A 16379-nucleotide genomic window follows, 5' to 3' on the forward strand; every position below is an offset into this window, starting at 1 on the left:
AGCCGGAGTGGTGGTTAAGCAGTAGCTATTATTCCATAATAGCTACTAGAGGAAGCGTAAATCTGAGCATTTAGTGATAAGGACTGAGCGAATTTTGCTCCGTTTTTCTAATCATTTGTAATTTTATCGAATGACATGATTATGACTTTCTCATACTAAAGGGAGGAGGTCATGTCATGAGAGCATTGTTACTTTGTATCAGTTTCATCGTTATTTGGACAAATACTGTTTTTGCTACTGAAATAGCTGAACATAAAGCGATACGTTTAGAAAAAGTAGAAGTGGATCAATATGCACTTAATCAGATTGATCCTCTATTTATTGATGAAAATAAATTGCATCAATTGGTTGATGACTTAAAGAAAAAAATCTATAAAGCACCAAAAAATGCGACCATAGCAAAGAGTGGTAACATTATTTTAGAAAAACCTGGTATAACAATTGATGAAGATCAATTTTACATTCAATTTAAAAAAACGTTTTATGACGATAAAGCAGACGGATTCCATATTCCTGTAGAGAAAGTGTATCCAAGAGTGGATAAAGCCCTATTAGAAAATATACGTACAAAGGAATTGGGGAATTATGTTACCTTTTATAAAAAGGGTAATGAAGAAAGGTCACATAATATTGCTCTAGCAGCTGAGGCAATAGATAATCACGTTGTATTTCCTGGAGAGATGTTTTCATTTAATAAAGTCGTAGGTGAACGTACCAAAAGTAGAGGATATAAACGTGCCCCTGTTATAGTAAAAGGTGAATTATCAGAAGATATTGGTGGAGGAATATGTCAAGTTTCATCAACACTGTTCAATGCGGTCGATTTAAAAGGTATTCAAATCGTTGAAAGATATGCACACAGTCGAAGCGTTCCCTATGTTCCCCCAGGTAGAGATGCAACGGTTAGTTGGTGGGGACCAGATTTCTCTTTCAAGAATATGTACAATGAACCGGTATTGATTCGAGCTCATGCTAGTAATGGAAAAATGTTAGTACGTATAACTTCATCAGATACAGTAGAGAATTTTACAGGTAGTTAGTGTGATGAATAGCAAAAGAAATGATCTCCAAGATTTTAGCTAGATCATGCCTTTCAAAACACCTTGACATACCTGGAAGCATCATATATGATTAGAACGAAATTGATAATCATTATCATTTACTAAACCAAGTCTACATAGATGATTTAGAGGAGTGATCTAGTTGAAGAAGCTTGCAATTATCTTATTGCTATTTTTGATAAGTTTGCTAGTTGCGTGTAATGATTCTTCTAATAAGGAGCAAGAAGAAAAAAACGGAGATTCTACATCTGACGCGCAAACAATTACAATTGAAGATGGTTTAGGTGAACAAACCCTTAAAGAAACACCTAAAAATATTGTTGTACTTGAATGGTCCTATGCTGAAGACCTAGTGGCATTAGGTATACAGCCAGCAGGTGTGGCTGATTTGGACGGATTTCATCAATGGGTTAATATCGATGAAAAATTCGATGATAGTGTAGTCGATGTTGGGACACGTCAGGAGCCGAATCTCGAAGCGATTTCCAGATTAAATCCGGATCTAATAATCGGTGTTAAATTTAGACATGAACAAATTTTAGATAGTTTAAAAGAGATTGCACCAGTAGTTACGTTTGCACCATATAGTGAAGAAGCTGTACAGGATCATTATCAAAACATGATTAACGAATTTCAGACCGTCGCTAAAATTGTTAATAAAGAAAAAGAAGCCGAGCAAGTAATATCAAATCTTGAAAGCTTTACGGAGGAGCAAAAGCAACGTATAACAGAAGCGGGCATTGATGGTTCATCTTATATTGCAACTCAAGCATTTACTGCACAAAACACACCGACAATGAGACTATTCACGGATAATTCCATTGTTGCAAATGTAATGGAGAATTTAGGATTTACGAATGCTTATCAATCAGATAATATAGAAACATATGGTTATAGCGAAGTGACAGTAGAAGCATTACAGAATTATCAAGATGAAGAGAATCTTCAATTCCTATATATTGTTCAAGAAGAGGATAATATTTTTGAGAATCAGCTTAAAGGAAATCCAGTATGGGAAGATTTAAGCTTTGTAAAAGCAGGTAATACACATGCACTTCCTGGAAATACATGGACTTTTGGTGGTGTTCTTTCTACTCAAGTACTAACAGAACAGTTAGTCAATGCGATGGTAAAAGAGTGATAGCATGAATACATCTTTTAAAAATACGATGAGAGCGGTTCTTACCTTTGGAGGAGGAGCCGCACTTTTATGTATCCTAACGTTCTTACATATTAATCAAGGTAGTGTATCGATTCCTTTACATACAGTGATAGAAGCTATTTTTTCTCCTCAGGATATTTTAGAACATCATACCGTTCGTTATCTCCGGCTACCACGTGCAGCTATGGGAGTTATTGCTGGAGGAGCCTTAGCTGTTGCTGGGGTTGTTTTACAAACAGTAACGAAGAATCCTTTAGCATCCGCCAGCACTTTAGGTATACACTCTGGAACATATTTTTCAGTCGTTGTGGCAACTGTCTTTTTACCTGGTGCTTTGTTTGGGGGAGGTATGATCGTTGCCTTTATCGGTGGTATAATTACCTTTTTAATTGTTTATGTCTTATCCGGAGGGAATAGTGCAACACCTGTACGAATGGTATTGGCTGGCATGATCGTTACCTTTTTATTTTCTTCTCTAACAAGTGTATTGCAATTGTTTTATGAAAATGAAACAGCCGGCTTATTTCTATGGGGATCAGGGACGTTGGTTCAAAATGGTTGGGACGGGGTTCAATTTTCATTGCCCATTATAATAGTTGGTTTATTAGGAATTGCACTAGTTAGTATGAGATTAGATACGCTTTCCTTAGGAGATGACGTGGCAACCTCATTAGGGCAAAAGGTAGTGACAGTGAAGTTTATTTCCATTTTAGCAGCCGTTTTATTAACGTCAGTAACTGTAAGCGTAGTTGGGCCGATTGGATTCGTTGGTTTAATCGCGCCACATATCGTTAAATTGATTGGTTATCGTAGGCATATCCCATTATTCATTGCCTCATTTATTTGGGGTGGGAATGTCTTGCTGGCGGCAGATGTCGTGGCCCGTGTAATCGATCCATCGTTTTCAGAACTCCCTGTGGGGGCTATAACAGCTTTAATAGGTGCACCGTGGTTAATTTATTTAGTATTTCGTATGAAACAAACAAACTACAGTGGTGATTCAACTTCTATTATTCCAGGGAAGTCTACTATTGGTATTTCCATGAAAATTTTACTACCTGTGTTAATCGGGTTGATCACTTTAGGTATCCTAGTTAGTTTAGCTTCTGGAAATTATGGTTTTGAACCAATTGTATCATTCCAGGCTTTATTTGCTGGGGAAAATGAATTCATGAAAAATTTAATTCTTGATTTACGATTGCCACGTGCTTTGGTGGCTTTAGCTAGTGGAATGGTATTAGCAGTTAGTGGATTAATTTTTCAAGGTGTTCTCAGAAATCCGTTAGCTGATCCGTCTGTAATTGGAATAACTTCTGGAGCGGGTGTAGGTGCTCTATTGACGATGTATGTCTTTGGTGTATCAGCAATATGGATACCTGTGGGAGCTATGATTGGTTCTTTAGTATTCTTTATTTTCGTAATGTTATTTGCAATCCGTGCTCAATTCCAACCGACGATCTTAGCTTTATTAGGTATTGGTATTTCAGCTTTTGGTTCGGCAATTATTCAAATTCTTGTCGTTCGAGCAGAATTAGGTGTGGCAGGTGCATTGACGTGGTTATCAGGATCAACCTATGCGAAGGGTTGGGTAGAGTTATTTCGTTATCTTATTTGGCCAATCGTCTTATTATTCCCGCTGCTTCTAGTGCGAATCCGTTTGTTAGACACTCTAGCACTTGGGGATGAAACAGCAAAAGGATTAGGTCTTGGAGTGACGTCATCCCGATTTCAATTAGCGTTAATCGCTACTATTTTAGCTGCTTGCAGTGTTGCAGCAACTGGTACAATTGGTTTTCTTGGGCTAATTGCTCCTCATTTTGCGAGGTTGTTAGTAGGTCCTTCTAATACACGATTGTTACCAGTTACCATGCTTATAGGAGGACTTTTACTTGTCATTGCAGATTTATTAAGCAGGACGTTGTTAGCTCCAAATGAGATTCCTTCAGGCATTTTGGTGGCAATTATCGGCGCACCATATTTCTTATGGCTTATGAAGAAAAGAGCTTCTTAAAAAAAAGATCTATACTTCTTGTTGAAGCAGGAGCTTGTAAAGAAATCCCTTTGTTTCTTTACAAGCCTTTTTTTATAGTCTAAGAAATTATAAAATTAGCCCATATGGATAAATGAGCGTGTAGAGCTGCGTCAAGCGCAAGCGCCCATAAACGATGCGACTTCACAGATAGCCCTAAGCTAAGTTATCATCGGCTCGCAAGCTCACCGTAATTCCTTTATCTTCGTTGACTCGCTCCAGTCGCTTGCACTTTTGTTCTGCCAATGTCGGGCTAAAATCACTCGCTTCCTATCGAAAAAAGTCCAAATCTCCTTAACAAATTAATGTAGTGAATATATTCTGCATAAAAAATGGCTGTCGAGACATTTTAACGACAGCCATTGTACTTTCTTGTTGAAGGTACTGCTTCAGACTACTATGCTTGCTTATGTGCTTCTATCTCAAAGTGAATTTTTACATCTTCACCAACTAGGACGCCACCTGTTTCTAATGCTGCGTTCCATGTTAGACCAAAATCCTTACGATTAATGGTAGTTTCTCCGCTAAAGCCCGCAACAATATTACCACTCATTGGATCTTTACTTTGACCTTCCATAACAACATTTAGCGTTACTAGTTTTTTCGTTCCACGAATCGCTAAATCACCTGTAATTTCATAATTATTTCCAGACTTTTTATGGATGTCGGTTGCAACAAATGTTATATTTGGGTGGTTTTCAACATCGAAAAAGTCAGCTGAACGTAAGTGATCGTCACGATCCTTATTACGCGTATCAATACTACCTACATCAATGGTAACTTCCAGCTTAGAACCTGTTAAATCATCCACATCAGCTTCAAATACCGCATTAAAATTATTAAATGAACCTTTTGCCTTTGAAATCATCATATGTTTTACTGAAAAACCAATCTCACTATGAACAGTGTCTATATTCCAAACAGTTTTACCCATGTAAATCTCTCCAATTATTAAATTTATCACTTTAATTACTTTATGTAACTTAGTATAAAATAATAAATTAATGTTGTCAAGTAACAATTTTAGAACCTATTTCAGTACTGGTTTTCCCTAATAGATAAAGATAAAACACGATGTAGACTATAGCGTGATTTACTCTAAAGCCGTTCCAAATAAAGGAATAAATGAAAATACTAATAGTAGGTAGATATGTTAAAAAATCTTAATGGATGAAAAACGTCCATCGTTGGAGGGGGGATTAAAATGGATAAAGGGACAATAGCTAGAACCATCGCACTCGTAATTGCCTTAACAAATCAATTTTTAGTTATTTTTGGAAGGTCGCCATTACCAATAGATAGTGAACTGCTTGAGAACACAGTATCAGCAATTTTTACAATCGTTACCTCATTAATAGCGTGGTTTAAGAATAATTACGTTACAAGTATAGGGATGAAGCAAAAGCAGCTAATTAAGGAAAATGGGCTAACATCAGCAAGTAAAAGAAAAAAGAAAAGTTAAGTTAATGTAGCAGTGGGAATATCCTTCCCACTGTATTACATGAGATTATTAGAACAATTGTTTTTCTAATGAAAATATTCTTATTTTTGTTATAATATGTAGTTAGGGTGATTAATTTAATTTTAAATAGAGGGGCGATTTAATGGAACAGACGTTACATCCTACATGGGATCTAGACGTGATTTTTCCCGGAGGTAGTGACTCAAAAGCATTTCATACATATTTACAATCCACACAGGAAGAAATGAAAAACCTTTTTAACACGGTATCTTACTTTTCTCCTAAGCAACGAGACGGAGATAAAGAAACATTAGTGTTACTTATTAAACAATTGGAAGCAACGATGAAGAAAGTAAGAGAAGCATTTGCTTTTATAAGCTGTTTAAGTGCACAGAATCTTAAAGACGAGAAAGCAAATTTATTAGTCAGTAGACGCCATGAAATAAAAGCCGAAATGGATACGATTCAAACGACATTTGAACAAAAACTAGTCGACATTCCTGACATAGTATGGGACCAACTTGTAAAAAGTGAGGATTTAGTTGATGTAGCATATGTGTTAGAAGAGTTTAGAAATCATGCAAAAGAACAATTGGTGCGAGATCAAGAGGTTCTTATCAATGATCTGGCAATTGATGGATATCACGCTTGGGGACAAATGTACGATGTGATTATAGGAAATATGAGTGTAGATATGGTAGAGGATGGGGAAACGAAAAGCTATTCTATTGGGCAGGCTACAAATAAACTAACACACCCAAACCGTTCATATCGTAAGCAAGTGTTTCAACAGCTAGATAAAGCTTGGAAGAATAACGCTAGTTTATTTGGTCAAACATTAAACCACCTAGCTGGCTTTCGTTTACAAACATATAAGCATAGAAATTGGAATGAAGTTTTGCAAGAACCATTGGCTTTGAACCGTATGAGAAAAGAAACATTAGATGCGATGTGGACTGCAATAAAAAAATATAAGCATCCCTTTGTAGAGTATCTTATGAACAAGGCCAAACTACTTGGACTTAACAAACTAAGTATTTATGATGTTGGAGCACCAGTAAACAAAGTGGTTAAGACTTCGTCGTTTGAAGAAGGGGCTGACTTTATTGTCGAACATTTTAATCAGTTTAGTCCCCAAATGGCTGATTTTGCGAAAATGGCCTTTGAAAATAGGTGGATTGAGGCTGAGGATCGTCCAAATAAGCGTCCGGGAGGATTTTGTACAAGTTTCCCTGATAGTAAGCAAACACGCATTTTTATGACTTATTCAGGTACTTCATCTAATATTGCAACGTTAGCTCATGAGTTAGGGCATGCTTATCATCAACATGTAATGAATGATGTAAATGGACTTAATCAACGGTATGCAATGAATGTTGCTGAAACAGCGTCAACATTTGCTGAAATGGTTGTTGCAGATGCGTCGGTAAAAAGCGCACGTTCGATTGCGGAAAAGAAAAGTTTATTAGAGGATAAGATTCAGCGGAGCATTGCTTTTTTTATGAATATACATTCCCGTTTTATCTTTGAAAGGCGTTTTTATGAAGAAAGGAAACAAGGATTAGTGCCAGTGAAAAGATTAAACGATTTGATGATAGAAGCACAGAAAGAGGCATATTGTGATGCATTATCGGAGTATGATCCTAATTTTTGGGCATCTAAATTACATTTTCACATAACAAGGGTGCCATTTTACAATTTCCCTTATACATTTGGTTATCTTTTCAGTCTAGGTATCTATGCAAAAGCACAAGAAAACGAAGATAGTTTTGAAGATGCATATATTTCGCTTTTAAGGGATACTGGTCGCATGAACGTAGAGGATCTTGCTAAAAAACATTTGGATACAGATTTAACTAAGCCTGAATTCTGGGAAGCTGCTATTCAATTATGTGTCAATGATGTTGACGAATATCTTTCGTTGTAACGCTGTTGTGTTTTTACGATATGTCATGTACAATACTTGTAGTAAATAGGCAGTGAAAAGTAGTTTCTTATTTATTCCACATGTAACTGATAGTAAGAACCCCACTTCAAGGAATAAAGTGAAACCATTATTGGTAAGTGGGGGAATCGACTGCCGGTAAATGTCTGATTAGTTTATCTCTCAATCAGAGGTATAAACAAAAACCCCCACTGATTGAAGTTTCACTAAACAGTAAGACAAAAGAAGCAAATATAAGTTAGAAGCCTACAGGGGGAGCCAATTGGCTGAGAGTGAACATAACTGTTCTTACCCTTTGAACCTGTTAGTTAGTACTAGCGTAGGGATGGTGGCTTTTTTGATGGACAGAAAAGTAATGTGAGCAGATTCCCCATCAGGAAGTCTTCCCCTTGGCATTGCTTTTTTTGTATGGATAAGTTACTTAACTGCATAAAAAAGGGGAGGAGAAAGATATGAGGCGCACATTATTTTTAGTAGAAGTAGCCATTTTTGCAGCTTTTGCATTTTTATTGGATTTTATACCATTTTTATCATTTAAGGTTTGGGCTCAAGGTGGCTCCATATCCTTTGCGATGATACCGATTTTTATTGTCGCATTTCGCTGGGGGGTCAAGGGCGGTTTATTAGCTGGATTGCTGTTGGGAGGATTACAATTATTATTTGGGCCAACAGTCTTCGTACCCCTACAAGGGTTCTTAGATTATATTGTTGCGTTTACCGTATTAGGTTTTGCAGGAATTTTTGCAAAACCTGTCCAAGCAGCAGTTAAAGAAGGAAAAACGAAAACAAGCCTATATTATATTGCTGTAGGCGTGTTTTTAGGATCAGCTTTACGCTTTTTAGCCCATTTCACTGGAGGGATTGTATTCTTTGGTGAATTTGCGCCAGAAGGTCAGCCTGTATGGTTATACTCGTTGCTATATAACGGGTCGTACATGTTACCTGGCTTTATATTAAGTACGGTTCTTGTGTTCTTTTTATTTCAAAAACAACCACGTACACTATTACGTATGTCCGCTTAATCTAGGAGTTTTCCTCATAATAAATATACGAAGATTAGTGGGTAGTTATTGACTCGAGGATTTTGCCCACTATTTTCTATTTAGTAGTTTAGAGTTATAGTGAGAGGTGAAATCAAGCTTAATCAATTGCGGCAATTATTATCGAGACTGATAAAATGATTATTCAGAGTAAGAAATATTTTGTTTTTTCCCAAGCTCTTTATTATCTTTATTTCATAACAAAAGCGCATTAGAAACGTAGCGACTGGAGCTAGTCAGCTCGTAGGGCGGGCGATTGTGAAGTCACATCGTTTCTGGGCGCTGGAGCTGGACGCGGCTCAACACGCCCCTATTTATCCAAATGGGTAAATTTTATATTTTCTTCCTAGACTATGAGAAAAGCTGCTTCACCCAATTAGAATTGGTGAAACAGCATTGATAACTTGCCTATCATAAGCAAGTTATCTTTTTCTTACTGACAGATTAAAACGTTTAATTATGAAAAACTACTGTATAGTAGAGATTTATGCTTTTATTGTAAATACCTATTAACTTCCTCATGGTTAGTTACAATCAAGAGTACTTTTCCTTCATCCATATCTTCCTCATAGTTTTCAGCTTCTGCTTGAGAGAATCCTATTTCGGTTAATTTCGTTCTTAGTTCATCACCTTGTGTACTAAAAAGATTACCAACGGCATGTCCAATATCCATTTCCCTTATTCCTATGGTATTCGCATCCGCACCATCAGCTATTCGGTTTGTTCGATCATCATCATGGGATAAAACATACACATCTTCTTTATGAATACCTTTATCCTTTAGTATTTGAATAGCTTCCTTTAATTGCTGATCATTTGTATATTCTTTTATAAATGGTTTCATTAAAATTACCTCCTTATCAATCTTTCATTATTATCATACCCAACGCTAGAAGAACTAAACATGTACGAATTGCATAGGCTATAGCACATCCATTGGAGAGGAAGAGGTTGGCGTGGAGCTTTCAATATCCCATATTTTATATGGTTTGTTTACCTTACTAATTATAGGCACAATGGTCATGCGGAAGGGGATCGTATTACCAACGTTATTTGGTACATTTATTATTGCGTGGGTTTATAAAGGTAGTCTAATTGCTGGATTTACCGCAATATTTCATGCAAATCTTGTAGCAGCACAAGAACTATTTAGTATTTTTTTAATCATCACCTTTATGCTCGCGTTATTAAATTCATTACGTGATTTAGGTGCAGATAAACGAATGATTCAGCCAATACAAAAAATAATGGTAAATGGTCATATATCTTATTTTGTTTTAGTTATTGCTACCTATTTGATATCTCTATTCTTTTGGCCAACACCAGCAGTACCCCTAATATGTGCGCTTTTGGTACCCGCTGCAATCCGAGCAGGTCTACCAGCAATTACGGCTGCAGTAGCAATAGCAATAGCTGGTCAAGGAATGGCACTTTCCTCTGATTATATTGTGCAAGTTGCCCCCAATTTATCTGCTACCTCAGCAGGAGTAGAAACAGCTGTGGTTGCCGATCAAGCACTTATTTTGTCACTTATAACAGGTGGTATTGCTATTATGCTTGCTTATATAATGTATCGAAAAACAATTCGATCGAAGGAGGATGTGCGAAACAACATAGAACTTGAAAACATTCAAACAACAAAGGAGTATACACAAAGTCAACATACGAATGAACTACGTGTATGGAGTAAATTATTTGCTATTCTTGTTCCTCTGGCATTAACTGGCGTCGTTAGCTACATGGTTTATGAAAAGCTTAATACAGGAAGAATGAGCGGATTAGAAGGAGGAGATGGAGCAGCATTTATTGGTGGTGTTGCAGTTATCTTGCTATTATTATCAACCATTGCATTTCGTAGGCAGCATGCGCTCGATTATATAACAACACATATAACAGATGGATTTGTTTTTGCTTTTAAGGCAATGGGTCCGGTTATTCCAATTGCTGGATTTTTCTTTTTAGGTAGTTCAGACTTTGCAGGAGCTATTTTAGGTATGGAGGAGCGTTCACCTGCATTCCTATTTGATCTCGTTCAATCGACTCAGGAATATCTTCCACAAAGTGCATTGTTAGCCGGATTCAGCGTTTTGCTTATTGGTATTATTACAGGGCTTGATGGCTCTGGTTTTTCAGGGCTTCCACTTACTGGTTCTCTAGCGGCATCATTACAAAACGGTTCCATTGATGCAACCACCCTTGCAGCAATAGGGCAAATGGGTTCGATATGGACTGGTGGTGGTACGCTCGTTGCATGGTCTTCTTTAATCGCTATCGCTGGTTTTTGTGGTGTATCGGTAATGGAATTAGTACGTAAAAACTTTATACCTGTTATCGTAGGATTAGTCATTACAACAATTGTAGCGGTAGTTATTTTATCCCGCATATAACTGGCAGTAAGCCCTCACTTCAAGCAATAAGGTGAAACCAAATGGATAAGTGGGGGGGCAACTGCCAGTAAATGTCCGATTGGTTCACCTAACAATCAGTAGGGGATAAACAACCTCCCCACGGATTGAAGTTTCACGTTTTATAAATTGTATGAATGGACTCAAATAAAAAGGTGGTCCCTTATTAAATATCCTTCCTGTATAAATAAGGGATTACCTTTTAAACCATACATAAGGGTCAATGAATCATGTAAAAGCAGAAAGACAGTACTAAAATAAAGCGTATTCACATATTCTCATACAGATACGTCTTTAAAAAATTACGTGCTAAAATTGGACGGGTCTTTATTTGATAAAGGGAGGGATAAAGAAGTGTCAGGTATTTTAGTTGCATTAATAGGTATGATCGTTTTTGCATTAGGTTATCGCTACTATTCGCGTTTTGTAGCGGAAAAAATTTTTAAACTTGATCCAACCTATGTGACACCAGCACATCGTTACAGTGATGGAGTGGACTTTGTTCCTACAAATAAATTCGTACTATGGGGGCATCATTTTACTTCGGTTGCTGGTGCTGCACCAATATTGGGTCCGGCAATTGCCGTTTATTGGGGATGGCTGCCAGCTTTCCTGTGGGTAATACTTGGAACTGTATTTGCTGCGGGTGTGCATGATTTTGGAACATTGGTCTTGTCAGTGCGAAATAAAGGTCAATCTGTAGGTACATTAGCACATCGTTTAATTGGTCAACGAGCGAAGATACTGTTTTTATTTATCATTTTAATTCTAGTGTTAATGGTCAATGCGGTATTTGCATGGGTAATTTCAAATTTATTTATATCTTACCCAGCAAGTGTGCTTCCTGTATTTATTCAAATCCCATTAGCTATCTGGATCGGTTATGCTGTATATAAACGAAACAGAAAAATGCTTATTCCATCCGTGTTAGCATTAGCAATTATGTATTTAACTGCAATTGTTGCTAGTAAGGTAGAATTTCTTCAAATTGATCTCGTTCATTATATGGGTGGTGAAGCTGGAGCTGGTTTATTTGGTTTAGGAGCGGTTTCTTCGGCATTTCTGATTTGGATCGTCATTTTGATGATTTATGTCTATATTGCCTCAACACTTCCGGTTTGGAAATTATTACAGCCACGAGATTTTATTAATTCACATCAGCTTGTAGTGGGACTAGGAATTCTTTACTTAGGATTATTATTTACAAATCCAGAAATAACTGCTCCAGCTACGAATGCTAACCCGGATACACCTTGGCTTCCCTTATTATTTATTACGATAGCATGCGGGGCTATTTCAGGGTTTCATGGACTTGTTTCATCAGGAACATCGTCAAAGCAATTGAATAGGGAAACAGATGCAAGATTTGTAGGCTACTTAGGAGCAGTAGGTGAAGGAATATTAGCATTAGTATCGATTATTGCTGTTGCTACTTTTTTTGCTAGTACCGATGAATTTATGGCTACCTATAGCAGCTTCTCTGATGCCAATGCTTCTGGACTTGCTACCTTTGTTGAAGGGGCCGCTGTTCTGGCAGGGGGACTTGCCATTCCTCCAGATGTAGCAGTTACGATTGTATCGATTATTGTCGTTAGTTTCGCAGCTACGACTTTAGATACTTCTGTTCGACTCATGCGTTACATCATTGCTGAATTAGGTAGTGAGTATAATCTTCCAGTGTTAACACGGACACATGTGGCAACAACTGTGGCAGTTGCATCGAGTGCTGCGCTTGTATTATTACCAGAAGGTCCGAAAGGATTTGGGTCTGGAGGTTATCAACTTTGGCCACTATTTGGTACAGCCAATCAGTTACTGGCAGGGATTAGTTTGATGCTTATCGCAGTTTGGTTGAAACGATTAGGGCGAAACTATGCAGTTGTATTCATACCAATGGTGTTCTTAATGTTTATGACACTTTATGCGATGTTCCAGCAGGTTTTATTTGAATGGTCGTGGTTAGGCTCATCTCCTGATATATTATTATTTATTTTTGGTGCAATTATCTTTATATTTGCACTTTGGATAAGTATAACTGCATTCTCTGTATTGAGAGGAAACGATGGGAAACCATTGGATGATGACAATTAATGAAGGGCGTGTCTTCTATAAAAAATCGCCTAGATTAAAGTAACTGGAATATACGAGACATCTGTTGGAAGCGTGAGCGTGTGTGTGTGAATCCTCTGAAGAGAGATTGCAGGAGAGCCTAGCAGTTAGAAGGGAATACAATTCAGTCATGTTGGAAAAGGGCTAGTTTTTATCCCACATATAACTGGCAGTAAGACCCCCACTTCAAGCAATCAAGTAAAAACAACATAGGTAAGTGAGGGATTGACTGCCAGTAAATGTCCGATGGCTTCAAAGGTCTTTAGGTCATACCCTTGTGGTACTGATCCCATTCGTGGGGGATAAACAAAACCTCCACTGATTGAAGTTTCACTTTTTGACAGCCCCTTTTTCGGTGAAGGAGTGATTACATGTTTAAACATTGGAAGCGGTGCATTCAATGGTATGAGGAAATGATTAGCATGCCCCATCGTCAAGAAATCGCCCGAGAACTTAGGCAAGAAGATGATGTGTTTCTCTTACTACTATATTCAGAAATGATTGGCATTCCTAATCCAGTCTACTATTATACATTAGAACTCTATCCGTACATAGTGGAGAATTTTCATGATTGGCATTTGCGAATGGGGATGGAAAAATCACCTTTATCCGGTATTCGGTGCTGTTAATAAAAATCAAAAGGAGATTCAAATGGCAACGTTACTAAATAAGATTGTATTTATTGGCGGAAAAGGGGGAGTGGGTAAATCTACATCTGCAGCAGCACTTGCATGGGAAGCTGCAAGATTAAACAAGAAAACTTTGCTCATTTCTACAGACCCTGCTCATAATCTAGGAGATATTTTCAAACGGGAAATTGGCGGGCAAATAACCCAAATCACTAGATTATTATCTGCTATCGAAATTGATCCTGAAAAAGAAACGAACAACTATATAATGGGTGTAAAGGAAAATATTAAAAAGATGATGCATGCTGGGATGATTGAAGAAGTGAATCGGCAATTAGATACAGCTAAAGCTTCTCCTGGTGCAGATGAATCAGCGTTATTTAACAAACTTATTTCTATAATTATTGATGAACAGGATCATTATGATCATTTAATAGTTGACACAGCACCTACTGGTCATACCATACGACTTCTTACCCTTCCTGAACTTATGGGCATTTGGATAGATGGATTATTACAGCGAAGGAGGAAAACAAATCAGAATTATAGTCAGCTTTTAAATGATGGCGATCCTGTCGAAGATCCAATATATGATGTACTTAGCCAACGACAGAAGCGTTTTTCTAAGGCTAGAGAACTGCTTTTAGATCAAGCTAATACAAGCTTTATATTTGTTCTCAACCCGGAGCGGCTACCGATTGTGGAAACAAAGAAAGCAATTCAATTACTTGAAAAATATCATTTACATGTGAAAACATTAATCATAAATAAATTGTTACCAGAGCAAGCTGATGGTGAATTTTTGATACAACGTAAGGAATATGAGCAAAAGTATGTACATCAGATCGAATGTACATTTCCTAGCCAGGAAAAGATCTATGTTCCGTTATTTTCTCATGATATTATAGATATACAGCAACTAGAATTATTTGGTTCATACTATCAAAAGCACGATTTACTATTTAGCTAGCAATGGTAATACATGTGTAGAAGGGGAGAAGCGACTAATGATGAAGGGTTTTGTACATGAAGATGAAAAACTGTTAATACGTGAAATGAGTGTCCCAGTCCCAAAAGGCACTGAGGTAGTAGTTTCTTTAAAAACAGCAGGATTAAACCGCCGTGATTTGTATATTCCTAACCGAAGAAAAGGAAAGAAAGAGCCTTTAATATTAGGATCAGATGGAGCAGGTATAGTTGAGCAGGTAGGTGATGAAGTAGACCATTTTCAACCAGGTGATGAGGTTATTATCAATCCTGCATTACGATGGGAGGCTAATAGTGACGCTCCACCTCAGGGATTTGACATTTTAGGTATGCCTGATCATGGTACGTTCGCTGAAAAGATTGCCATAGACGCAGCGCAATTAGAAGACAAGCCACAACATCTTTCCTGGGAAGAAGCCGGCGTTTTAGCGCTTTCTGGATTAACAGGATATCGCGCATTAGTCACAAAGGGACAAATAAAGAAAGGCGAAACTATATTTATTACGGGGGCTGGTAGTGGCGTATCAACATTTATTATTTCCTTTGCAAAGAATATGGGAGCAAAGGTTATTGTAACGTCTCGAAGTGAAAAGAAATTACAGCAGGCAAAAGCATTGGGAGCAGATATTACGCTCAGTAATGATGTTAATTGGACGGAGGCTTTAGCCGATGAAACGGTTGACCTTGTTATAGATAGTGTTGGACGGGCAACCTTTCAACGTTCATTAGAAGTATTAAGAAAAGGAGGGAGAATGGTAGTTTTTGGAGCAACTACAGAAGACATGATTCATCTGAATTTGCGGGAATTCTTTTATGGTCAATATCAATTACTAGGTTCGACGATGGGGAGTAGAGAGGAGCTTCGTGCTATGCTTAATCATATTGTGCAATATAATGTACACCCAATCGTAGATAGCACGTTCTCATTGTCAAATATTCAAAAGGCGTTTGATCATTTAGAGGAAAACAAGCAGTTTGGTAAAATAGCGATTAACCTTACGTAAATAGGGAATAAATCGTAACTATTAAAAAACAGGCTTGCAATATGCTGCGAGCCTGTTTTTTAATAGTCTAGGAAATGAAGGAATTTATAAATTTAGCCCATGTGGATAAATGGGTGTGTTGAGCACGTCTAGCTCCAGCGCCAGAAACGAGGCGGCTTTACGAATTACCGCCCTAATCTAAGTCATCATCGTCTCGCAAGCACACCGTGATTTCTTTATATCTGTTGACTCGCCCAAGTCGCTACGTTTCTATTCGAGCGCTTGCGCTTTTGTTCTAAGTTAAGAAAGTATAAAATCAGTGCAATGACTGCGTTAAGCCAAGTAGTTATTTTGAAATGTTTGATGTATATTGGCAATGCTCCGACTAATTACTTCGCTTTCCGCGGGCACGGCCTTAACTAACTTTGCAAAGAAGAACACGTTGCAAAGTGGATTTTCGGCTCGCGCAATTCCTGCAGGAGTCTACGTAATTAGTATCCGCTATGAGAAGGTGCAACAATTCTTGTCATAAGTAATAGGTTGACTTTTTTTACAATGGGTAAAGTG

The 16379-nt window shown here is 37.5% G+C and carries 13 protein-coding genes and 1 riboswitch; of the genes, 11 read left to right on the plus strand and 2 right to left on the minus strand.

What is annotated here, in order from left to right; genetic code table 11:
• The first annotated feature begins 176 nt into the window (after positions 1-176).
• The 3 genes from ABDZ84_RS04265 to ABDZ84_RS04275 all read left to right on the plus strand — a co-directional run bounded on the left by ABDZ84_RS04265 (position 177) and on the right by ABDZ84_RS04275 (position 4234).
• Entirely contained in the window at positions 177-1040 is an 864-nt protein-coding gene (locus tag ABDZ84_RS04265) for a VanW family protein (RefSeq protein ID WP_026680702.1), read from the plus strand.
• A 163-nt stretch (positions 1041-1203) separates the two neighbouring features.
• Positions 1204-2202, plus strand: coding sequence for an ABC transporter substrate-binding protein (locus ABDZ84_RS04270; RefSeq protein WP_026680703.1), 999 nt, complete (start codon positions 1204-1206; stop codon positions 2200-2202).
• A gap of 4 nt (positions 2203-2206) precedes the next feature.
• Positions 2207-4234 carry an iron ABC transporter permease gene (locus ABDZ84_RS04275; RefSeq protein WP_321134567.1) on the plus strand — a complete coding sequence of 676 codons (2028 nt, stop codon included), beginning with the start codon at positions 2207-2209 and terminating at the stop codon, positions 4232-4234.
• Between the two features lie 415 nt (positions 4235-4649).
• Here ABDZ84_RS04275 and ABDZ84_RS04280 read toward each other — a convergent pair whose 3' ends face one another.
• A complete protein-coding gene (locus tag ABDZ84_RS04280) occupies positions 4650-5186 on the minus strand; it encodes a YceI family protein (RefSeq protein WP_343780288.1) in 537 nt (178 codons plus the stop codon).
• A 270-nt stretch (positions 5187-5456) separates the two neighbouring features.
• Here ABDZ84_RS04280 and ABDZ84_RS04285 point away from each other — a divergent pair, with 270 nt between their 5' ends.
• The 3 genes from ABDZ84_RS04285 (at position 5457) to thiT (ending at position 8681) form a co-directional block, all read left to right on the plus strand.
• Positions 5457-5714 carry a phage holin gene (locus ABDZ84_RS04285; RefSeq protein ID WP_121605015.1) on the plus strand — a complete coding sequence of 86 codons (258 nt, stop codon included), beginning with the start codon at positions 5457-5459 and terminating at the stop codon, positions 5712-5714.
• 142 nt (positions 5715-5856) lie between these two features.
• Positions 5857-7641, plus strand: a complete 1785-nt coding sequence (locus ABDZ84_RS04290) for a M3 family oligoendopeptidase (protein ID WP_026680707.1) — start codon at positions 5857-5859, stop codon at positions 7639-7641.
• A gap of 259 nt (positions 7642-7900) precedes the next feature.
• Positions 7901-8002, plus strand: a riboswitch (TPP riboswitch).
• Between the two features lie 109 nt (positions 8003-8111).
• Positions 8112-8681 carry an energy-coupled thiamine transporter ThiT gene (gene thiT, locus ABDZ84_RS04295; RefSeq protein WP_026680708.1) on the plus strand — a complete coding sequence of 190 codons (570 nt, stop codon included), beginning with the start codon at positions 8112-8114 and terminating at the stop codon, positions 8679-8681.
• A gap of 511 nt (positions 8682-9192) precedes the next feature.
• Here the strand turns inward: thiT and ABDZ84_RS04300 are convergent.
• Positions 9193-9543 (minus strand): YflT domain-containing protein, encoded by a 351-nt coding sequence (locus ABDZ84_RS04300; RefSeq protein ID WP_026680709.1) that lies wholly within the window; start codon positions 9541-9543, stop codon positions 9193-9195.
• Positions 9544-9655: 112 nt separating this feature from the next.
• Between ABDZ84_RS04300 and ABDZ84_RS04305 the strand changes: the two genes are divergently transcribed.
• The 5 genes from ABDZ84_RS04305 (at position 9656) to ABDZ84_RS04325 (ending at position 15833) form a co-directional block, all read left to right on the plus strand.
• On the plus strand, positions 9656-11086 hold the full coding sequence (locus ABDZ84_RS04305; RefSeq protein WP_343780292.1) for a hypothetical protein: 1431 nt from the start codon (positions 9656-9658) through the stop codon (positions 11084-11086).
• Positions 11087-11458: 372 nt separating this feature from the next.
• Positions 11459-13195: a carbon starvation CstA family protein gene (locus ABDZ84_RS04310; RefSeq protein ID WP_166530397.1), complete on the plus strand. Its 1737-nt coding sequence runs from the start codon at positions 11459-11461 to the stop codon at positions 13193-13195.
• Positions 13196-13584: 389 nt separating this feature from the next.
• Entirely contained in the window at positions 13585-13842 is a 258-nt protein-coding gene (locus ABDZ84_RS04315) for a cory-CC-star protein (RefSeq protein WP_121605020.1), read from the plus strand.
• Between the two features lie 22 nt (positions 13843-13864).
• A complete protein-coding gene (locus ABDZ84_RS04320; RefSeq protein WP_121605021.1) occupies positions 13865-14812 on the plus strand; it encodes an ArsA family ATPase in 948 nt (315 codons plus the stop codon).
• Positions 14813-14852: 40 nt separating this feature from the next.
• Positions 14853-15833: a zinc-binding dehydrogenase gene (locus tag ABDZ84_RS04325; RefSeq protein ID WP_026680714.1), complete on the plus strand. Its 981-nt coding sequence runs from the start codon at positions 14853-14855 to the stop codon at positions 15831-15833.
• Positions 15834-16379: the final 546 nt, after the last annotated feature.

Source organism: Virgibacillus salarius (assembly GCF_039521925.1).
In the GTDB taxonomy this organism is placed as follows: Bacteria; Bacillota; Bacilli; order Bacillales; family Amphibacillaceae; genus Virgibacillus; species Virgibacillus salarius.